Raw genomic sequence first — 20,631 nt, forward strand, 5'->3', positions numbered from 1 at the left:
TCTGCAGACAAGGCGACCGATTGAGACTAATAGACTGCCGCAACGACAGCGTTCTGGTGGACACGGTACTTGGTGAAGGAGTCGCCTATCTCGAAGCGCACACCGGCGATGGCGAGAAGGTATACATCGCTCACGGTCACCAAGTTGACGTCCTCGATGCGAGCTCACTCGCTGTGCTGACGACAATCGTATGGAAGTATATGTCACATAGGGGAGACTGGCCGTCGTTTGTGTACTCCGATTCCACCGACAAGCTCTACTGGTTCGCATGCGACAATCAGAGTCGCAGCGAGCCGGAAAGCGCACTGGTGATAGACACGCGCGGCGACACCATCGTCGCCCGGCTCAGTGCGGGCGTCGAGCAGCGACCGGGATGCTTGGACCACACGGGCAGGTTCATCTTCTGCCCTGACGCGGCGTACGACAACAGCCTTGTTGTGTACGACTCACAGATTGACAGCGTCGCGGCCGTGTACTCAGGTCTGCCGGTGCCTGTGTGCGTGAAGCCGAATCCCGAGCGCGCTCAGATCTACGTTGGTTGCGACGAAGTGATACTGGTCTATCCGGATGCGCCGCCCGGGGTCCAGGAAGCGCCAAACGTCGAGGGGCGAGTGACAGGCGGCGGACCGACGGTGGTGAAGCGCGTCTTGGTGTATGCGCCTACGAGTGTTGAGGACCGACAGGCGAATGGCAAATTGCTCGATGCATCCGGCCGGAAGGCGATGAACCTCCAGTCCGGAGAGAATGACGTGCGGGCCCTTTCGCCGGGTGTCTACTTCGTGCGTACCGGGGAACTGGGACGAACCCGCAAGATTGTCATAACGCGATGAGGGTGAAGCGGACTCTCAAGAAAGGAGGCGCCCCACGGTCGACGGGGCAGATCGGCATGTAGAGAATTGAAGAGGGCAGCCCTGGAGTCCGCCAAGACATCAGGTTCAGGACTTGCGTCCTGTTGCTGCCCTTTGGGGTACAGCATAGCCCGCAAAGGACCGAAGTCAAAAGGAAGTGAGTCAAGTGAAACGATCAGCAGCAGAAGCAATCTGCGTCCTGTTAGCTTTGTTTTCCTCCGCCCTCGGTACCGAGTACTACGCGTGGGAGTGGTTGCAGGTTCCACACCCTGCTGTGGTGCACCCTTCGTACGACCTCGTGCTCACCGCGAACAACGGCGCGCACTCGGTGGCGCTGGGCGAATACGGAGAAAACGGATACCACTACTGGACAAGCATAGCCATACAGCTGGATAGCTTCGATCAGAGCCAGAAGCACACAAAGGCCGTCGCATACGAACTGAAGGACGGCCTCTATCCCCAGGGGAGATGGCCGTACTTCTTCGACCTCTGGTCGTCGCTCAGCCCAACCAACCCCTGTGTTGCGGCGAACAACAACCACAAGCTCTGGATGTGTACGTACACAGCTCTCGGCAACCAGTACCGAAAGTGTCACGTGATGACGGACTCGCTCCCGATGCAGACTCCTTCGGATGATCACTGCCTCAGCGAGGACGGTCACGTGAATCACGACTTTTCGTTCACCGGCGAGTGCTTCGGAGGCACCAGCGATACGTTCTGTCTGGCCTATACGACTAACTACACCAGGAACGGCTCGGCGATGTGGGGCCTTCACTACCGTAGAACCGACGATGCTGGCGAGAATTGGCTTGATGAGGACGGAATACCAATCCTCCCTGATGCCACGCAAGATGACTCGACGACAGGGCCGTCTCTCGCTGTGGCTTCTCGTTGTACCGTCTACGCCGTCTACCGCAAGCCTGCAAACGGGGACGATCCCGACTCGATCATCTTTGAGAAGACTACGAGTATTTCGGGGACACAATACTTAATTCTCTTGACCTCGAGAGGGCGAGGCCGTAGACTGAGGCATGGCGAGAATCGCGCGTGTGGTGGCGGCAGAAGTTCCGCATCACGTGGTCCAGCGCGGGAACCGGCGGCAGCCGGTCTTCTTCAGCACTGCGGACTACAAAGCGTATCTGCGGCTGATGGCCGCCTGGTGCGGACAGCAGGGCGTGGAAGTCTGGGCCTACTGCCTGATGACCAATCACGTGCATCTGATCGTTGTGCCCGGCAGTGAGCAGGGGCTGGCCCGGGCGATCGGCGAGGCTCACCGGCGTTACACGGTGCGAGTGAACCAGCGGGAGCACTGGCGCGGCTACCTCTGGCAGGGGCGTTTCTCATCGTATCCGTTGGACGATCAGTATCTGCTTGCGGCAGTTCGCTACGTAGAGCTGAATCCGGTGAGGGTCGGTCTTGCGGAACGGCCCTGGCAGTATCCCTGGTCTAGTGCGGCGGCCCACATGCGAAACCGGGACGACGTGCTGGTGAGAGTGAAGCCAATGCGGGACCGGGTTGCGGACTGGCGCGAGTACCTGAGTACCGAGCCGGACAGCACGGACATGGATAGCCTGCGACGTCACATGCGCAGCGGTCGGCCACTGGGCAGCTCCGAGTTTGTCGAGTCGCTCGAGACGAAGCTGGCCCGGTCCCTGGTTCCCCGCAAGCGTGGCCCCAAGCCCGGCACTGCGATCCGACCCCAACCAATTAAGTAAGGTGTCCCTAAAATAGGGGCAATCCCAGTCTGCAGGTGTATGACGTGACGGGCCGGACCGTGCGCACGCTGGCAAATGGGCATCAGCAGGCGGGCAACTACTCGGTAGGCTGGGACGCTAAGGACAGCCGTGGCAGGCAGGTGCCGCGCGGTGTCTATTTCTACCGTCTCGACACGCCGGGGTTCCGGGCGGTGAAGAAGGCGGTGGTGGCGCGCTAGCGCGAGAATGGAGAGTCGAGAGTAGGGAACAGCCGAATGCGAGCAGGGGCGGGCGTAAGCCCGCCCCTGATTCTGGGGCGAGATGCGACATCCGTCAGCCTGCGGCTACGGTGCCGGCGCGGGGACGTTGAAGACGTCGGTGCGTATCGCGGCGAGGAGCTCGGGCCTGAGACCGCGGTTCTGCCATTTCTCCAGCAGCACCTGGGCCTCTTTCGCCAGCGTTGGGCCGGAGATGGTCTGGCGGTGCGAGAGCTTGAAGAGCTGCCGGGCGAAGTCGAGGTAGAAGACGATGTACATGGTGTCGATGCCGCTTGAGTCCAGAACCTGCTTCGTCTCCGTTTCCATGGCACACAAGGCAACCAGCGAAGCCTGGTAGCGTTCCGCCATGTCGGCAAAGATGCGGGCAGTCGTCTGCGCCGCTATCTCGGGTGAGTACTTCGCCTTCCAGCACGAGGGTCGTCGGATTGCGTCGGACATGATACAACTCCTTTCCGGCTATCAGCCGGGTTACTGACCTTCACTGGTATTGGAGAGCCGAGAGCCCTCAAATGTAACATCCGATATAGTATCTGCCGACGGAAGCGCGAATCACGGACACGTCATTCGAGCCTGACAGGGACCGACCCCACGACCCAGAGCCGAGGCTGGAACGCTGACCGGCAGAGGGGGAGTCACTCCCGGATTGACTGCGCGATTCAAGACCGGACACAACGTGGCCATCAATGTGGCTGTCAATCAAGGACTTAGCCAGGCCGTCAGCCGCGCGATGAGTTGCCGGCTCAGCGCGGCCGTCAATGGCGACCAGACCGGGGAACTCGGGACCGCCGTCAGTGAGGAATCCAGTCCCGCGTTCAGCTCGGCGCTGAATCGCGCACCGAGCCTCGCAGCGAGTTCCGGCTTGACTTGCGCGTTCAGCCGCGAGTTGAGTCCGGCCTTGAGCCGCGCGTTCAGTCTGCGGTTCAGTTCGGCACTGAGCGCCAGAGTGATCGCGGCAGTTCTGGTGCGAGTGCTTTGACCTGCAGCCGGTCTCGTGCGTAAGCCCTGTCCCGACGGAGTCGCCAGTTCGCTGGACTCCTCACCCCGACCCTCTCCTCGGGGAGGAGAGGGAGAAGGAAAGGCCCTGATTGCCATCTACAGGTAGTGGTATGCCGCTCTCGGACCACAATTCTGCCGGGGAGTGGGCGGCCCACAGGCCGCCTGGGGGGTGGCATCTGCCGATGCGGCGCGAGACGCGACGCAACCCACAACTTAGCGAGTATCGCCGCGAGCATCGAGCCGAACAACGCCGCGAACAACTGCAGGAACAACGACTGGTGCAACGTCTCATGCAGCGCGCGATGCAACGCCTCAAGCAGCTTCCGATGCAGCTTGCGGTGCAGGTCACGATCCAGCTACCGACGAACCGGCCGACGCGACGTACGACGCAACTCACGATACATCTGCCGGGGCTTCGGTCCCTGCTTCGCCGTTTGCTTCGCGAGACGCAACCGCGCCCGCGGCGCGGGGTCGGGGCATCAGCACGTGTGCCGGCTTGAGATAGGACCATCCGGCGTCGCGGTCGAAGTTCGCGCTTTTCTTGGTGTCCGGTTGGGCTTGGGTAGAATCTGAGCCTTGACGCCGGAAGCCTCGAATCGAAGATACGCTCTCCTTGCCACGACGCTGGCTTCCTTTCTGACGCCGTTCATGGGTTCGGCGGTGAACGTGGCCCTGCCGCGCATCGGCGAGGAGTTCGGGATGAACGCGATTACCCTGGGCTGGGTTGCCACTTCATACATCCTGGCCGCGGCAATCGGCCTGGTTCCGCTGGGCAGGCTGGCGGATATGCGCGGACGGAAGCGTGTCTTCGTCTGGGGTGTGGTTGTGTTCACAATGGGCTCAATCGCGTCCGCTTTGTCGGTCTCGACCGGCAGCATGATTGCCGCACGCATCGCTCAGGGCCTGGGCGGGGCGATGGTGTTCGGCACCGGTACGGCGATTCTCACTTCCGTCTACCCGCCGCAGTTGCGGGGCCACGCGCTCGGTATCAATGTCGCTACCGTCTATGTCGGCCTGACGCTCGGGCCGACTCTCGGTGGCGTCATGACCCAGGCGCTGGGCTGGCGCTCGGTATTCTGGGCCGGCGTGCCGCTGGGCGTTGCGGTAGTCGCGCTGGTCCTGTGGAAGCTGGAGGGCGAGTGGTTCGAGGCGCGAGGCGAGCGGTTCGACGTAGCAGGGATGGTGATCTACAGCCTCGCGCTGTTCAGTCTGATGTATGGCTTCGCCCTGCTCCCTGCGCTGTTCGGCGCAGGGCTGGTCGGAGTCGGGCTCGTGGGCCTGGTCGGCTTCGTGCTGCTCGAGCGCCGGATCAAGAACCCGGTTCTCGACATCAGCCTGTTCAGCGGGAATCGGGTGTTCGCGCTCTCCAACATCTCCGCACTGGTGAACTACAGCGCGACGGCGGCGGTGAGTTTCCTGCTCAGCTTGTACCTGCAGTATGCGCGCGGCCTGGATGCACGCGGGGCCGGGTTGCTGCTCGTGGCCGGCCCGGTGGTGCAGGCGGCAATCTCACCGCTCGCGGGCCGGCTCTCGGACAGAGTCGAGCCGCGCATCGTCGCCTCAGTCGGAATGGGTTTGACCGTCGTCGGGCTGGTTTTCTTCGTCTTCCTCGGTAGCCGAACCCCGCTCGGACTAGTTGTGGCGGGGCTGGTCCTGCTCGGGGCCGGGTTTGGGCTCTTCTCGTCGCCGAACATGAATGCCATCATGGGCTGCGTCGAGTGGAGGTACTACGGGACCGCGTCCGGAATGGTCGCGACGATGAGGATGGTCGGTCAGATGTTCTCGATGGGGATTGCCATGCTGCTGCTCGCGCTGTTCGTCGGGCGGGTGCAGATCACGCCGAATCAGCACGCCGGGCTGCTGCCCGCAATGAGAATCGCGTTTGGTGTATTCGCTGCGTTGTGTCTGGGTGGCGTGTTCGCGTCGCTGGCACGCGGCAAGCTGCACCGGGAGTGATAGTGGTCCCGTGGTCGAGTGGACTAGTGATCCAGTGTGAGGGCAATGGCTTCGGGTTCCGGGCTTGCTTGTTGTCTTCGTGTCTCTGTGGTAGACTTCCGTATGCGCTTCAGGTACGACCCGGCGAGGACGTTCGGCCAGAACTGGGTCGGCGCTTTCATCGCCTACATCGTGATTGACGGACTCTGCGTGGGACTGGGTATGGGTGTGCCGCTCTTCTGCATCCTGCTGGGGTTCTCGGTCGGGTGGTTCGGCGCCGTCCGGGCGTGGCACTTCGTGCCGGGGCAGATAGGAGCCATGAAGCGAAGCCTGCGCTACGCTCTTCTTACCACGCTCGTGACGTTCGTGATAATGGCCATCATCTGGGGCCGGTTGGTGCCGATGCTATTCAACCCGGTTGTCAATCCCGGCAACATGGGCCTGCCGTTGCTGCTTTACGAGCCGAAGGCGAGCCTCATCGGCTGGCTGGTTCTGATGATACTCATCTCACCATTCCTGCAGTTCCAGATGACCGTGCTCGGTTCGTTCGTCACATTCCTGTTCTTGTTCAGTCGCTGGCCGGAAGGACCGCCGCGAGTCGCATAGGCGACTCGCGGAAGCTCGAAGTTCGAAGCCCGAAGCTCGAATCAAGTCCGTATGGCGAAGCAAGTCCGAAACTCGGGCTGTCTTCCTGGTGTCTCGGTGTTCTTGCGGTGAGAATCCGGTCCGTTTCCGGCCGAGCCTAGGCCAGCGCCAACTCGGTTGCCGCGTCGAAGAAGTGGAGATGGCCGGGCGCGAAGCCGACGGTCACTGAGTATCCGGGACGCGGCGCATTCTGTGGTGGCACACGGGCGATGAGTGTGTCGCTGCCGGCCTTGAGATAGACGATGACCTCGCTACCCATCTGTTCGACGACCTCAACCACGGCATTCATCACCTGCCTGGAAGCGCCTGGGACACGATCCGTTCCGGCTTGGGACACGATCCCAATCGAGGACGATTGGGTCATGTCCCCGCCGCGGTCATGCCCCGTTGCGCCGAGCACTATCCCTTCCGGCCTCACGCCCAGCACGACCGGCTTGCCTCTGGCAGGGGCTAGGGGCGAAGTGAGTGCTTCTGGCAGTTCGAGCCGGAACGAATCGCGTGAGAAGCCGAGCGGGGTTTTGTCATCCAGGCGTCCGGATAGGAAGTTCATGGGCGGAGAACCGATGAAGCCGGCGACAAACTTGTTCACCGGCCGGCTGTAGATCGTCATCGGATCGGCAACCTGGAGCAGCTTCCCATCCTTCATCACCCCGATGCGCTGGCCCAGGGTTATTGCCTCGACCTGGTCGTGGGTGACGTAGAAGACAGTGGTTTCAAGCCGGCGGTGGATGCGGGCGAGTTCGGTGCGCATTCCCACCCGCAGCTTGGCGTCCAGGTTGGAAAGCGGCTCGTCGAAGAGGAAGACCTGGGGGTGGCGGACGATGGCGCGGCCAACGGCCACGCGCTGGCGCTGGCCTCCTGACAGGGCCGCGGGCTTCCGGGCAAGCAGGTCGGAGATGTCGAGAATCCGCGCTGCCTCGTCGACCCGCTTGCGGATTTCGTCCTTCGCCACCTTGCGCAGCCTGAGCGCAAACGCCATGTTCTCTCGCACCGACATGTGGGGATAGAGTGCATAGTTCTGGAACACCATGGCTATGTCGCGGTCCCGTGGCTCGACGTTGTTGACCATGCGGTCACCGATGTATATCTCGCCCGAGGTCGGCTCCTCCAGTCCGGCCACGAGTCGCAGCGCGGTTGACTTACCGCACCCGGATGGGCCGACCAGCACGAAGAACTCCTTGTCCGCGACTTCAAACGTGACGTGGTCGACCGCGACGACGCCTTTGTCGTACACCCTGGTGAGGTCTTTGAAGCCTACTCGGCTCAAGGGAAGGGGGCTAGGGGTTAGGGACTGGGGACGTGGGCCAGAGAATCGAAAGTAAGCGGATGACGGTCTCGCGCAAGTCGCGGCGGGGCACGACGGCATCAAGCGTACCATGCTTGAGGCAGAATTCGGCGGTCTGGAATCCCTCCGGAAGTTTCTCGCCGATAGTACCTTCGATGGTGCGCCGGCCCGCGAAACCGATGAGTGCACCGGGTTCGGAGATGATCACGTCGCCGAGCATTGCGAACGACGCCGTGACGCCGCCGGTGCACGGGTCCACGGGTATGGCGATGTAGGGAACGCGTTCCTTGCGCAGGAGTCCGAGCTCGGCCGAGGTCTTGGCCATCTGCATGAGTGAGTACGCGCCCTCCTGCATCCGCGCGCCACCGGAAGTGGCGATGATGAGCAGGGGCCGACGCTCGGTGCGGGCGAGCCGGATAGCCCGAGCGATCTTCTCGCCCACGACCGAGCCCATGCTGCCGCCGACGAAGCTGAAATCCATCACCGCAAGGACGATCGGTATCCCGCCGAGCGCTCCACGGCCGTAGACCAACCCTTCCTTGCGTCCGGTCTTCTCCTGCGACTTCTTTATCTGCTTGTCGTAGTCAGGGAAACAGAGCGGGTCGGCGGGGGACATGTCGGCCTCGATCTCCTCGAGCCGGCCTTGGTCGAGCAGGATCTGGATGTACTTCTCGGGATTGATGCGGAAGTGGTAGCCGCAGCGGGTGCAGATGAAGAAGTTTGACTCGAGAGTCTTTCGATAGAGGATTTCGCCGCAGCTGCTGCAGCGAAACCACATTCCGTCCGGTGTCTGCGAGCGGCCGACCGGTCGAGCGGGCGTGGGCATGGGCTAGTATAGAAGCGACCGTCAGAGAGTCAAGAATCAGGCCGGCCGCAACGCCCCCAGGCCTCGATAGGAGCTCACCACCCAGTCACAAAGACACAAAGACGGTCCGGACGAGAGTTCCCATTGTATGCCCGGTCCTTTTCGTGTCTTGGTGGTTCAATGTCGATTCAGGCCGCCCAGAGCAGTCTGGCATCCGGCGCCACCGGCAGGGATCTGTCCCTTCGGCTGAGACCAAGTGGTCGGGGTTGGAACCGGGCCGAAACGTCGAGTTCGAAGTCGTTTGGGCTCCGTACGGCAGCCAAGCCACGCAGGTCAGGAGTTTCGAACGTGGTCCCCAGGCGGAATTGGCTCAGTCCTGCAGCGTTTGACAGGCGAAAGAGGTTGTCTAGTCTTAGGTGATGTGTGAAGTGTTTCTGGGCCTCGGGTCCAACCTGGGTGACCGGGACGGGCTGTTGGACCAGGCTGTCACCGCCCTGAAGTCGCTGGGCAAGGTGACACATTCGCGCTGGCATGAGACGGCAGCGGTTGGGCTCCCGGGTGCGCCCGCTTTCCGGAACGGCGTCGTCAGACTGGAGACCGACCTCGGGCCCGACGAGTTGCTCCGATGTACACGGAACATTGAGCTCCGGCTCGGCCGTGACCCGCTCCGGCGTGCCGGCTCGCGAACCATCGACATCGACATTCTGCTCCATGGTCGCCAGGTAATCAGCCGCCCCGGGCTGGCGATCCCTCATCCTCGGCTGCATCAGCGGGCATTCGTTCTTGTCCCGCTGGCCGAACTGGCCCCGGACCTCGTCCACCCGGTGCTGGGCAAGACCGTCACCGAGATGCTTGCCGAAGTCGGCAGCACCGGAGTCAAAGCCGCATGAGGGGTCGGAATCAGCCGCCGAAACCCAAAGGTGTGAGGCCCCAATTGAATCCCCCGCCGGCGTCTGCGTCTCTCTTTAGTGAACCTGCTTCCCAGGCGATGAGATACCTCTGCATCGAGGGGCCGATCGGCGTAGGCAAGACCGCGCTGGCCGATCTCCTGGCGAAGCGGTTGGACGCCAGGCTGGTGAAGGAAGCTGTGGAGGAAAACCCGTTCCTCGAGAAGTTCTACGGTGACATGCGCAACTACGCACTCCCGACCCAGCTTTTCTTTCTGCTCTCGCGCCACAAGCAGCAGAGTGAGCTGCTTCAGTCCGAGCTGTTCAAGCGCACCGTGGTATGCGACTACCTGTTTGACAAGGACCGTGTCTTCGCCCATCTGAACCTGACCGAACACGAGCTCACGCTCTACGACCGTATCTACACGTTCGTGGCTCAGGAGATACCGAAGCCCAGCATCGTCGTCTATCTCCAGGCCCGGGTTGAGGTGCTCCTGGCTCGCATCCGGCAGCGGGCGCGGGGATTCGAGGCTGCGATTGACCCTGAGTACCTTGCGGAGCTGGCCGATGCCTACAATCACTATTTCATGCACTACGAAGCCGCGCCAGTCCTTATCGTCAATACCGAGCGTCTGGACTTCGTGGCAAACCGGGAGGACTTCGAGGACTTGTTCCGGGCGATTGAGGAGACGACGACGGGACGACGGTTCTACTCGCCGCGGGGGAAGGGACGATAGTGGTGCAGAAAGAAGTCCGAAGCTCGAAGTTCGAATGACGAACGGTGGAACGGAGCTGAGATGTACACTGGTCCGGCTCAACCCGACAAGCTGACCACGGTCCGGATCGTCCGCAAGAAGGCCAAGGGCGAGCGTATCGTCTGCCTCACGGCGTACGACTTCCCGACCGCGCGGGTTGTCGATGACGCCGGGGTCGACCTGATACTGGTGGGCGACTCGGCAGCGAACGTTGTCTACGGTATGCCCACGACCCTGACCATCGGGATGGACGAGATGGTCTTTCACACCCGCGCGGTCGCGGCCGGTGTGAAGCGGGCGCTCATTGTGGCGGATATGCCGTTCCTTTCCTACCAGGTGTCGGTCGAGCAGGCGGTTGCCAACGCGGGCAGGTTCATTCAGGCCGGGGCCGAGGCGGTCAAAGTCGAGGGTGCCGGGCCCATCGTGCCGGCAATTAAGCGACTGGTCGAACTCGGCATACCGGTGATGGGCCACCTTGGGCTGACTCCGCAGTCGGTCCACAAACTCGGTGGCTATCGGCTGCAGGCCCGGAAGGCCGATGACCAGGAGCGGCTGCTGGCAGACGCCAGAACGCTCGCAGACGCGGGCTGTTTCTCAATCGTGCTTGAGAAGATCCCGGCCGAGGTCGCGAAACGGGTGACGGCCGAGCTCCCGATTCCGACCATCGGCATCGGCGCTGGCCCGGATTGCGACGGACAGGTGCTGGTGCTGCATGACATGCTCGGCATGTCCGACGCTCCGCCGCTCAAGTTCGTGAAGCAGTATGCCCACCTGCATGCCGACATCCTCAAGGCCGTGACCGCATACGCCGAAGAAGTCCGTTCCGGCAAGTTCCCCGACGAAGAACATACATTCCACACCGACGGGGAAGGTCGAGGCCAAGGTTAAGGTCAAGATCAAGATGAGGTCCTCTCCGTCTCAACCTTGACCTCAACCTCAACCTGTCCGATGAGAGTCGTGAGGTCAGTGGCCGCGATGCAGCGCATCGCGCTGGGCTTGAAGCGGCGCGGCCGCATCGGGTTCGTTCCGACCATGGGCTATCTACACGAAGGTCATCTTGGGCTGGTGCGGGCGGCGCGCCGTCAGTCCGACTTCGTCGTGGTCTCAATATTCGTGAATCCGATTCAGTTCGGCCCGAAAGAGGACTTTCGCCGTTACCCGCGTGACTTCAACCGGGACCGGCGACTGCTGGAGTCGGCCGGGGCCGACTTCATCTTCTATCCCGGAGTCAAGGACATGTACCCGGAGGGGTTTGCCACGTTCGTTGATGTCGAGCGGCTGGGCGAGGGTTTGTGCGGCAAGTCAAGACCCGGTCACTTCCGGGGCGTTACAACGGTCGTGGCCAAGCTTTTCAATACCGTGCTGCCCGATGTTGCCGTGTTTGGGGCCAAGGATGCGCAGCAGGCGTTCGTCATCCGGCGGATGGTGCGCGACCTCAACTTCCAGACGCGCATTGTCATCCTCCCGACCGCGCGCGAGAAGGACGGGTTGGCGATGAGCTCGCGCAACGTCTACCTGACTCCGGAGCAGCGGGCCGAAGCGCCGGTTCTGCACCGTTCGCTCGTGCTCGCGCGGCGGCTGATTGGGCGGGGCGAGCGCCGGGCGGCAAAGGTCAAGGCGGCGATGCGCCGGATGATTCTGCGGGAGTCAAGCGGCCGGATTGACTACGTGGAGATGGTCGATACCGACGAACTGCGGCCGGTTAGAACGATCAAGGGCGAGGCCCTGATTGCACTGGCCGTCTTCTACGGCAAGACCCGGCTGATAGACAACACCATCGTCCGGGCCTAGGCCCGGACCGGGCGCTGCATCGCCCGGACAAACACCCAGCCAATCACGGCAACCGTAGTGAGCGCGGCGCCGATCGCCACCAGCACAGTCTTGTACGACGTCAGGTCGCCGAGGCCGCCGATGAAGAGCGTGGTCAGGAGGAACGCGATGTTGGTGAGGAACTCGCGGGTGGAGAATATCCGGCCGCGGATTTCATCGGGAACCTCTTCCTGCAGCATCGTGTTCTGAACCACATTGAGCCCCGAGAAGGCGACGCCGGCGACCAGCGCAATCACGATCATGAACCAGATTGTGATGAGCCAGGGGCTGGCGAGGAACATCAGGCCGTACAGCAGAATCGCGCCGACCACAACCATCGGCTGGTTGATGCGCTTGCGGATGAAACTCAGGCCCGCGGCGCCGGCAATCATGCCGACCGCCAGGAAGCCGGCAAAGATGCCGACCCCGCCGGTGCCGAGATTCAGCACCTGCTGCACGAGGTAGATCAGTATTGTGTACGATACCGATGAGACGAACTGCGTTACCATCAGCGAGGCCATCACAAATCCGACCAGCCGGCTACGACCGACAACGCGGACGACCTCGGCCAGGTCAATGAAGAGCTGGCGGAACGCGTGCGCCACAAGATCCCACACGCTTTCGCGTTGGCCGGAAGCTGTCGGCTGTGATCTGTCGGCCGTGAGCCTACTGTGGGCGATGAAGACCCCGGAAATCGCCAGGGCGAGCAGACCCGCGGTCAGGTGGGTAGAAGCGTTGATGAACATGCCGTACTTCCATCCGGTCCACTTGATGAGGAACCCGCCGGTCGTCATGCCGAGAACGGTCGCGACCCGGCAGAAGGTCAGGTTGACCGAGTTGGCGGTGAGCAGCTTGCGCCTGGCCACGAGCTGAGGCATCAGGGCCGGCACGGCGGTATTGTTGAACACGTCCAGCCCAAAGAAGATGGCAAGCGCGATCCAAAACGGGACAAAGCTATTGAGCGCAATCATGAAGAATGCGGCGGCAACCAGCAGGCCGGACTGGATGAGGTGGGTCAAACCGATCACCTTGCGCTTGTCCCAGCGGTCGACGAGCACGCCGGCAATCGGGGCGAGTAGCATCGTCGGGATGACGAAGGCCAACGAGCCGGTCGAGTAGGCCATCAGCTTGCCCGGCTGGGCTACGGCGATGATGGTAATCAACAGCATGTGGGTGAGCCGGTCCCCGAGCTGGGAGAGGCTGCAGGATGCTGTCAGCAGGGTGAAGTTGCGGAGGCGCAACACCGAAGCGAAACCGCGTGACATCCGTGCATCGTAGCGGCCAACGGTGCAGAGTCAAGGCAGGTTGTCCCTCCCAGAGCTGGGACAGGAACTCATCACTGAAGCACAAAGCCACGAAGATGGTCCGGACTGGGGTGTCCGGCCATGCCTGGTGCTCTTGGTGTCTTGGTGGTTTGGTGCCGAATTCAGGGGCTACCGTGCATCGGTTCGGGCTTTGACACGCGTGGCAGATGGTCTACAATCAGGCAAGTCAGTGTGGTGAAACGGAGGTCACTATGAATCGCTTTGCCTTTGCCATGGCTGCGGCGCTGCTGGCGTGCGGCATGGCGTCAGGCCTCAGCTACGTCGAGTGTTCCGCCGGGTTTCAGAACAACCCGGAGATGGAAGGTGGCCGGACCGAACTGGAGTTCGCCGATATCAACAATGACGGCGACGTTGACATCCTCTCCATTGGTGACCATGGCAGCCCATACATCAACACCCAGGAACATGGCGTGATGGTCTGGTTCGGAGACGGCCAGGGCGGCTGGAGCGTGTTCCAGTACGGCGACTTCGGATACGGCGGTATCGCGGTCGGCGACGTCAACGGAGACGGCAAGTGGGACATCGGCTATGGGATGCACCACAACTACGCTTCCGGAGACCTGGGTGACGACATGCTCGAAGTCGCGCTCGGCGACGGCACCGGACAGAACTGGACTCCGTGGGACGACAGCCTCGTGCCGGGCGGTTCGGTCTGGGGGATGTTCGCCACCGACTTCGGGGACATCGACAATGACGGCGACCTCGACGTAGGTTCGTCATCGTTCGGTTCGGGCGTTGGACTCCGCGTATTCCTGAATAACGGCGACGGCACGTGGCATCAGACCTTCGGTCTGGGCGACAACACCAACAGCCAGATGGAGTTCTACTTCCGCGATGTGAACCGGGACGGCAAGGCGGACATCATTCACGGGGCCGCAGGTCCGGCAGTCTACTTTGGTGACGGCGCGGGTGGGTTCGTGCCGGGCGATACCGGGCTGCCGCAGTCAGACTACGGGCTGGCCGGCATCTCGCCCGGCGACGTGGACAACGACGGCGGGGCAGACGTAGCCTTCGCCAATGACAACAGGGGCGTAGAGGTCTGGGTCTGGAGCGACTCGGCCCATCACTGGGTCAGCTCCTCCGGCACACTACCGACCACCGGCGACTTCGAGGGAACGCAACTCTGCGACATGAACGCCGACGGGTTCATTGATGTCTGCGCCTCGGGCGGCGGGCACACCAAAGTCTGGCTCGGCGACGGGCAGGGCAACTGGACCGAGGCCGCCGACATCACGACGCCCGACGGTTCCTGCGAAGCTCTGCGCACCGGAGCGGACTTCGACCACAACGGACTTCCTGACCTCGCGTTCGTCGCGCGCGAGGGTTCCTGGCCCAATGACTACAATCACGCCCATGCGTTCAAGGAGGCCTCTGCGGCCGGGTCTTTGACCGTCTTCCCGGTATTCCCGCGCGGCGGCGAGAAGTTCGCCAACGGTTCGGTCCAGTTCATCGACTGGTGGAGCGAAGCGCCGGCGCCGGAGTCCACTCGGTTGAGGCTGGAGCTGTCCACAACAGGCCGGTCCGGACCCTGGCAGCAGGTGGCCGACTCCCTGCCGAATGCCGGACGCTTTCAGTGGCTAGTCCCGGACAGCATCAAGTCCGGAGACTGCTTCGTCAGATATGCCGCAATCGAGCCGGGCGGCAGCGCGGAAGTGCTGACACCACGCGCCTTCGCCATCGGCGATACGATGCCGGGCGTGTCGGAGAGCCGCAAGCCACAAGCCTCAAGCCGCAAGCTCGGGCCGAGCATAGTCCGCAGCCTTCTCGTCCTGCCGCAAATGGGGGCTGTACCTTCAGGGACTGTACCCACTTTCGGCCCCTCGCTGCTGGATGCAGCCGGGCGGCAGGTTCTTGATCTCAGACCCGGCGCGAATGATGTGCGGGCGCTGGCGCCGGGGGTGTACTTTGTGAGAGAGGCACAAGCGCAAGCCCAAGCTCAAGCCGTACGGAAGGTCGTCGTGACGCGGTAGGCGAAGGCCGACTCGGGCCAAGCGGCCTCGGCGATCGGTCTCGGATACACGAACCTGCAGTCTCTTGAGCGCTAGGTCCTCAGAAACATGACTGCAGCGGTGTTTTGCGCGAGCAGACAAGCCCATAACTGCATAACTGCTTGTAGAGCAGCACGTTAGGCGCGGATGAGCTCGTTTGAGCCTACCTTGCGGGAATCACGGTGGGAACCGTTCCCGGAACGGTTAGCGGGCTGGCTCGGATCGTGGTTCTGTACGCTAGTTGGGGCGCGAATCTGGGTGCGAAATCTGGCGCGTTTCGGTTCAGGATTGGCGGTCCGAATACCACGGCGTATTGTAAGCTGGGTAGCAAGGCGACTGAGGAAACCTCTGCCGAGGGGAACCGGAAGGCTTCTTGCAGGGCCTCTCGCGGTCTGGTTCTCGGGCAGGTTTCTGCCGTGGTCTACGCGGGGACTCGTGCCGCGCCTCGCTCGACGAGTCGTAGAGCTTGGCTCCAAGACGGGCGGTGGTGTGGCTGCTTTGGAGTGAGGCAGCAGGGCTGACGCCTCTTTGGACACTCGGCGAGGAAAAGCGGGAGCTGGGGCTACCGCAATCCAAAGTTCCACTTGGGACACGATCCGAAATCTCCGCGATTTCGGTCATGTCCCTCGTGCGAGGCTAGAACCTGAGGAAGGCTCCGACGCCGCCGCTGCGGGCGAGTTCTTTGGCGGCTTCGCCCTTAACCACCTCGGTAGGGAGGCTGTGGTCCACCACGAGGCGAGGCAGTATGGCGGTCAGGCTGACCTTCTTCAAGTCGGCAGCGCTGCATTTGGCGCAGTGGCTGTTGGAGCTGAAGCTGACGTTTGAGCACTGGGCGCACCGGCTGACCTCGGCATCGAAATCCTTGGCCACGACCAGCCGTGAGGCCCGGCCGTCCTGCACGAACTTGAGGACAGAGTCGACTCCGACAGCGGCTCTCTTGCTGATGCCGGCAGCGTTGAGCAGGTCGCCGACCAGGGCGCGCTCTCGTTCTTCTTCCCAGGCCATGATCCCGGGAAACACCCTGTGCACGGCGTCGGTCGGGTTGGTGAACTTCTCCATGTTGAACTGAGTCACGACCAGCTTGCCGATGGCCGGGGGCAGGGAGCGCGCGAACTCGGGCAGCACCGATTTGGTGCCGGCAAGGACCAGACGGCGGATGTGGTAGCGCTCGACCAACTCGGCCAGAGGCTTGTGAAGCGTCTTCCAGAAGCGCTTGACCTGCTCCATGTATCTCTGGTCGAAGGCCTCGACGTTCGAGCCGCCCTTCTGGGTTGCGCCGCCCCGGCCCTTCGAGCCGACTACCTGCTTGCGCCACTGGCTGGTGTCGACTTCGGTGCGGAATTCCTGGTAGGCCTCGAACTCGTTCAGTCGGACCGCAAGGAAGCGGACGTGCTCGAGGCCCGCGACCAGCACGCCGTACGGCCGGTATTCTTCGAGCAGCCAGAGCACCTGGGCGGTGTTGGGTCGTCCCCATGAGGCTTCGTCACGCACCGGAACCCGGGAGGCGACTTCGTCCCACGACTTGGGACCGGCGAAGATGAGGACCGAGTTGCCGGCGGGTTGGTACTGGCTCAGTGAGTTCGTCAGCCTGGCAACGACCTGGTCGTACTGCTTGCGGTCCTCGGCAGGAACCGTCGATTCAACGTTCCGCAGCAGGCTGCGGAACCGGGCGACATAGGCGGATCGCGGCTGGTCCGGCCGCGTGTTGAAATAGAGAGTCAGCGTGCGGAGGTCGGTGCTTTCGGTCAGCCGTTTTACGTCTTGTGGTGTTATCATGGGTGACTCCTTGTGGTGTCAGAAGTGCCAACGACTCATGCTATTGTGAGCATCTCGCTTGTCAAGCGCTCCTCTCGAGTCCCGGGAACCCGTCTAGTGACGGCCGACCAGAACTCGTTTGACTCCACAGAAGGGGGAGAATATAATGACCTTTCCGTTCAAAATGAGCCACACCATGAGGTCGACTCTGCTGGTACTTCACGTCCCCGCCTGCCCCGCCGGGAGCCGTTCCTCTCAGGTCTGCCGTTAGTGCCGGGAATGGCCACGGAGCAGACCGCTGCGCGAATCAGAGTCGGCACAAGCGGCTTCTCGTTTGACGACTGGCTGGGCAGGACCTACCCAGCCGGGCTCGCCAAAGCGAAGATGCTTGAGTACTACGAGAGCGTGCTTGGCTTCGATACGGTCGAGTTGAACTTCACCTACTATGCGATGCCGGTGCCAAAGACACTGGCGTCGATGGTCAGCCGTACCGGCCCGGACTTCTGCTTCGTGGTTCGCTCGCACAAGGACATGACCCATGACATCTGGCAGGACGAGGATCGGCGAGTCTTGAAAGACACCGCAGGAGTGTTCAAGGCGTTCCGCGACGGTGTCAGTCCGCTGGTAGACACCGGCCGGCTGGGCTGCATTCTGGTCCAGTTCCCGGTCTTCTTCTACCCAACGCCGCAGAACTTCGAGTACCTGCAGAAGATGCCGGCACTGATGCCCGGCGTATCGCTCGTGGTCGAGTTCCGCAACCGTGCGTGGCTGAGGCCGGAGGCGTTCCGGCTGCTGGAGGAGAGCGAAATGGGCTGCTGCGTCGTTGACGAGCCGAAGATACCCAGGCTGATGCCGTTCGAGCCAAGGCGGACATCGAGTGTCGCGTACTTCCGCTTTCACGGCAGGAACGAGAACTGGTTCAGTGCCTCCCGCGAGGAGCGGTACAACTACCTCTACTCGGCCGACGAGTTGAGCGAGTTCGTCCCGCCGCTGCGCAGTATCAGCGCGGGAGCAAAGACGACCTACACGTTCTTCAACAACTGCCACGCCGGCGCCGCGGCCCGGAATGCCTTGATGATGAAACAGATGCTCGGGCTGATAGACGCACTCACGCCGTTGCAGACTCGTGTGGTCGAGGGCCTTTGAGCCGGGACCCGTGGCAACGAGAGCGTCAAGACTCGAATTCCGGAACCCGAATGACGATCCAAACTCGAATCACCGGGTTCGTCATTCCCCGCATTTCGGGTTTCAATCGGATTTCGAGCTTCGGGCTTCCTCATTCCGCACCGTCTGCTTGACTTTCCGCGCCCTGCCAATATCCTCAGCACGATGAAAGTCGTTCTCGCCGGATTCAACATCGAGTACGAGCTAATGCAGGCGCTCGCCAAGAACCATCGCGTCGCCCTGACCCCGGAGCCGATTTCCGCCGCCTACGCGCGCATCAGCCGGAGCTCCAAGCCGGTCGAAGAGCTGAGGCAGGCCGCCCGCCAGGAGCTGGAGAAGGCGCGCAAGTCGAACGTGACCATCGTCTTCGAGATGGGCCACCACTCAGTCGCAGAGCACGCGGTCTTCAACTTCGACGTCAGCGGTGTCTCGCGCCTGGCGGTCGAGGCCCTAGAGCACCATCGGCTCAATTCCTACATGGAGAAGTCGCAGCGCTACGTCGCACTCACCGACGACTTCGTCGTGCCCGAGGAACTGAAGGAGACGGAGATACTGGACGAGTTCGTGGCGATCGTAAAACTGCAGAACCGCTACTATCATGACCTGTACTCCAAGCTGCTGGCTCACTTCAACGCCAAGCACCCGGAGTGGAAGGACGAGCCGAACCGGGCCGAGAACGCGGCCAAGGAAGACGCCCGCTACATCACCGGGCTCGCTATCGAGACCCAGCTCGGAATGACCGCGAACGCGCGCAATCTCGAGCTGATGCTGCGGAACCTGAGCGCCAGCGATCTGGCCGAGGTGCGCGCTTTGTCAGGCCTGCTCTACGACCAGGCGGTTGCGGTCGCGCCTTCGCTGATTCTGTTCCCACAGCCGACTGACTACGAACGGCGGACTTACGTGCGAATCCGCGACTACGCCCAGACTTTCATGACCCCGGCGTTCAACCGCCGGCCGCGGAACTTCATCGCTCTGGCCGCGTCCGATGTGGCGCTAGTGGACTACACCCAGAACGCGGATAACAAGCTGCTTGCCACAATCCTGCATACGGTCTCCCACGCATCGCACGCCGAGTGCCTCAGCCGCGTCGAACGGCAGACGCTTGCCCGCAAGAAGGAGATTTTCAAGCTGGCGTGCCAGGACCTGCAGGCGTACGACGCGGTCCTGCGCGAGTTCGAGCACCTCTCGCTGACGTTCGAGCTGGTCATCTCGGCGTCCGGCTATGCCCAGCTGAAACGGCACCGGTTGATGACGATAACTACGCAGCCGTACGACCCAAAGAACGGCTGGACCATTCCGACATCAATTGCCGAAATCAAAGAGCACAAGTCGTTCAAGGAGATGCTGGCGCGGACCGAGGACGTCTTCGACCACATTGCGGCCATCTCGCCGTCGGCCGCGCAGTACGTGCTTACCAACTCGCACCAGCGCCGGGTACTGATGACAGTGGACGCGCGCGAGCTCTATCACATATCGCGGCTGCGCGAGGACCCGGCCGCGCAGTGGGACATCCGTGACATCGCGGCCCGGATGATGGAGCAGGCGCGGCACGTGATGCCTTTGACACTCGCCCTGGCCAGCGGCAAGGATAGCTACGCCAGGGTCTACGAGGAATTGTTCGGCAGGCCGCCGGCGGTGACAGAGCTCAGGCTGCCCGAGGCACGGCCCCTGCCGGTGCCGCCCCAGCCCAAGCCGCGCAAGCAGCCCGTAGAGGTCGAAGAGGACTCGCCACCAGAAACGATGAGTATTGCGGATAGCCCTCCTCCGGAAGCTGCCCCTGATGCGAAGACCGATCCGGATGGCAGCGCTCGGCTTGCACCCAGCGAGTCCGTTCCGATCTCAGGGAAGAGGGCCCGGCCGAAGGGAGCCAGGAGGGCCGAAGGCCGACGCTCGAAGCCAGACGCGAGAAGTCAGAAGCCGAGAACCAAGGGATAGTTGATGCAGGTTGCCGGCCTCGATGAGCTGAAGAAGGCCGTGAAGGCGCTCGAGCCCGAGATAGTCGTCACCGACGAGAGCCTGGCCAGGAAGATCCTGTTCTGGAACACGCTGCGGACCATCGCCAACATCCTTGTGATTGTCGTGCTGGCTGTCGGCATCGCGTGGTGGGCCAATCCGCTGCGGATTCCCGAGCTGGAGCAGGAATGGGCGCTGCTGGCTCGGCGCATCATCCTCGGCTTCGGCGTGCTCATGCTCTTTGCCGAATACGTCATTCCTATTGTCCGGCTCTACAAGCCAGCGGGCAAAGACGCCCTCGGCCTCAAGCTCGTTCCGCGGAAGAGCAACTAGCCGCAAGCCTCAAGCCACAAGCTCCGAGCCAACCGAAGCTAGCCGCCAGGATCGCCAAGGCCGCCGAGTCCGGACCGGACTCTACCACCAAGGCACCAAGACACCAAGTCCAAACGCCCTCGCCCCGAAGGGGAGAGGGTCGGGGTGAGGGGGTAGGACTCAATGGGGATGCCGTT

Annotated in this window: 19 protein-coding genes; 14 read left to right on the plus strand and 5 right to left on the minus strand. The window is 62.4% G+C overall.

Annotated features, from left to right (window positions below; translation table 11 throughout):
- Nucleotides 1-20 precede the first annotated feature (20 nt).
- The 3 genes from FJY68_07535 to FJY68_07545 all read left to right on the plus strand — a co-directional run bounded on the left by FJY68_07535 (nt 21) and on the right by FJY68_07545 (nt 2,781).
- On the plus strand, nt 21-830 hold the full coding sequence (locus FJY68_07535) for a T9SS type A sorting domain-containing protein (protein ID MBM3331684.1): 810 nt from the start codon (nt 21-23) through the stop codon (nt 828-830).
- 1,049 nt (nt 831-1,879) lie between these two features.
- Nucleotides 1,880-2,563, plus strand: coding sequence for a transposase (locus tag FJY68_07540; protein MBM3331685.1), 684 nt, complete (start codon nt 1,880-1,882; stop codon nt 2,561-2,563).
- A 29-nt stretch (nt 2,564-2,592) separates the two neighbouring features.
- Entirely contained in the window at nt 2,593-2,781 is a 189-nt protein-coding gene (locus FJY68_07545) for a T9SS type A sorting domain-containing protein (protein MBM3331686.1), read from the plus strand.
- A gap of 105 nt (nt 2,782-2,886) precedes the next feature.
- Here the strand turns inward: FJY68_07545 and FJY68_07550 are convergent, their stop codons facing one another.
- On the minus strand, nt 2,887-3,258 hold the full coding sequence (locus tag FJY68_07550) for a hypothetical protein (protein ID MBM3331687.1): 372 nt from the start codon (nt 3,256-3,258) through the stop codon (nt 2,887-2,889).
- Nucleotides 3,259-3,463: 205 nt separating this feature from the next.
- Between FJY68_07550 and FJY68_07555 the strand changes: the two genes are divergently transcribed.
- The 3 genes from FJY68_07555 to FJY68_07565 all read left to right on the plus strand — a co-directional run bounded on the left by FJY68_07555 (nt 3,464) and on the right by FJY68_07565 (nt 6,357).
- Nucleotides 3,464-3,796, plus strand: a complete 333-nt coding sequence (locus tag FJY68_07555; GenBank protein ID MBM3331688.1) for a hypothetical protein — start codon at nt 3,464-3,466, stop codon at nt 3,794-3,796.
- Nucleotides 3,797-4,464: 668 nt separating this feature from the next.
- Entirely contained in the window at nt 4,465-5,772 is a 1,308-nt protein-coding gene (locus FJY68_07560) for an MFS transporter (GenBank protein ID MBM3331689.1), read from the plus strand.
- Between the two features lie 87 nt (nt 5,773-5,859).
- Nucleotides 5,860-6,357, plus strand: a complete 498-nt coding sequence (locus tag FJY68_07565) for a hypothetical protein (GenBank protein MBM3331690.1) — start codon at nt 5,860-5,862, stop codon at nt 6,355-6,357.
- Nucleotides 6,358-6,493: 136 nt separating this feature from the next.
- Here FJY68_07565 and ugpC read toward each other — a convergent pair whose 3' ends face one another.
- Nucleotides 6,494-7,663, minus strand: a complete 1,170-nt coding sequence (ugpC, locus tag FJY68_07570) for a sn-glycerol-3-phosphate ABC transporter ATP-binding protein UgpC (GenBank protein MBM3331691.1) — start codon at nt 7,661-7,663, stop codon at nt 6,494-6,496.
- Nucleotides 7,664-7,673: 10 nt separating this feature from the next.
- Entirely contained in the window at nt 7,674-8,507 is an 834-nt protein-coding gene (locus FJY68_07575; GenBank protein ID MBM3331692.1) for an acetyl-CoA carboxylase carboxyltransferase subunit beta, read from the minus strand.
- 398 nt (nt 8,508-8,905) lie between these two features.
- Between FJY68_07575 and folK the strand changes: the two genes are divergently transcribed.
- The 4 genes from folK (at nt 8,906) to FJY68_07595 (ending at nt 11,919) form a co-directional block, all read left to right on the plus strand.
- A complete protein-coding gene (gene folK, locus FJY68_07580) occupies nt 8,906-9,376 on the plus strand; it encodes a 2-amino-4-hydroxy-6-hydroxymethyldihydropteridine diphosphokinase (GenBank protein ID MBM3331693.1) in 471 nt (156 codons plus the stop codon).
- A 98-nt stretch (nt 9,377-9,474) separates the two neighbouring features.
- Complete coding sequence (locus tag FJY68_07585) at nt 9,475-10,110, plus strand: deoxynucleoside kinase (protein MBM3331694.1); 636 nt, start codon at nt 9,475-9,477, stop codon at nt 10,108-10,110.
- Nucleotides 10,111-10,170: 60 nt separating this feature from the next.
- Nucleotides 10,171-11,016 (plus strand): 3-methyl-2-oxobutanoate hydroxymethyltransferase, encoded by an 846-nt coding sequence (gene panB / locus FJY68_07590; protein MBM3331695.1) that lies wholly within the window; start codon nt 10,171-10,173, stop codon nt 11,014-11,016.
- Nucleotides 11,017-11,076: 60 nt separating this feature from the next.
- Nucleotides 11,077-11,919, plus strand: coding sequence for a pantoate--beta-alanine ligase (locus FJY68_07595; protein MBM3331696.1), 843 nt, complete (start codon nt 11,077-11,079; stop codon nt 11,917-11,919).
- Here FJY68_07595 and FJY68_07600 read toward each other — a convergent pair.
- Nucleotides 11,916-13,202, minus strand: a complete 1,287-nt coding sequence (locus FJY68_07600) for an MFS transporter (protein ID MBM3331697.1) — start codon at nt 13,200-13,202, stop codon at nt 11,916-11,918. The genes FJY68_07595 and FJY68_07600 overlap by 4 nt on opposite strands.
- A 206-nt stretch (nt 13,203-13,408) precedes the next feature.
- On the opposite strand from FJY68_07600, the gene FJY68_07605 reads away from it, so the two are divergent.
- A complete protein-coding gene (locus FJY68_07605) occupies nt 13,409-15,232 on the plus strand; it encodes a VCBS repeat-containing protein (protein MBM3331698.1) in 1,824 nt (607 codons plus the stop codon).
- A 654-nt stretch (nt 15,233-15,886) separates the two neighbouring features.
- On the opposite strand, the gene FJY68_07610 is transcribed toward FJY68_07605, so the two are convergent.
- A complete protein-coding gene (locus FJY68_07610) occupies nt 15,887-17,026 on the minus strand; it encodes a hypothetical protein (GenBank protein ID MBM3331699.1) in 1,140 nt (379 codons plus the stop codon).
- A 258-nt stretch (nt 17,027-17,284) separates the two neighbouring features.
- On the opposite strand from FJY68_07610, the gene FJY68_07615 reads away from it, so the two are divergent.
- From FJY68_07615 to FJY68_07625, 3 genes are all read left to right on the plus strand, one after another.
- Entirely contained in the window at nt 17,285-18,151 is an 867-nt protein-coding gene (locus FJY68_07615; GenBank protein ID MBM3331700.1) for a DUF72 domain-containing protein, read from the plus strand.
- A gap of 183 nt (nt 18,152-18,334) precedes the next feature.
- Nucleotides 18,335-20,104 carry an FAD-dependent thymidylate synthase gene (locus FJY68_07620; protein MBM3331701.1) on the plus strand — a complete coding sequence of 590 codons (1,770 nt, stop codon included), beginning with the start codon at nt 18,335-18,337 and terminating at the stop codon, nt 20,102-20,104.
- 3 nt (nt 20,105-20,107) lie between these two features.
- A complete protein-coding gene (locus FJY68_07625; protein MBM3331702.1) occupies nt 20,108-20,455 on the plus strand; it encodes a hypothetical protein in 348 nt (115 codons plus the stop codon).
- Nucleotides 20,456-20,631: the final 176 nt, after the last annotated feature.

This window comes from candidate division WOR-3 bacterium (assembly GCA_016867815.1).
Lineage (GTDB): Bacteria > Hydrothermota > Tepidihabitantia > Tepidihabitantales > Tepidihabitantaceae > UBA2258.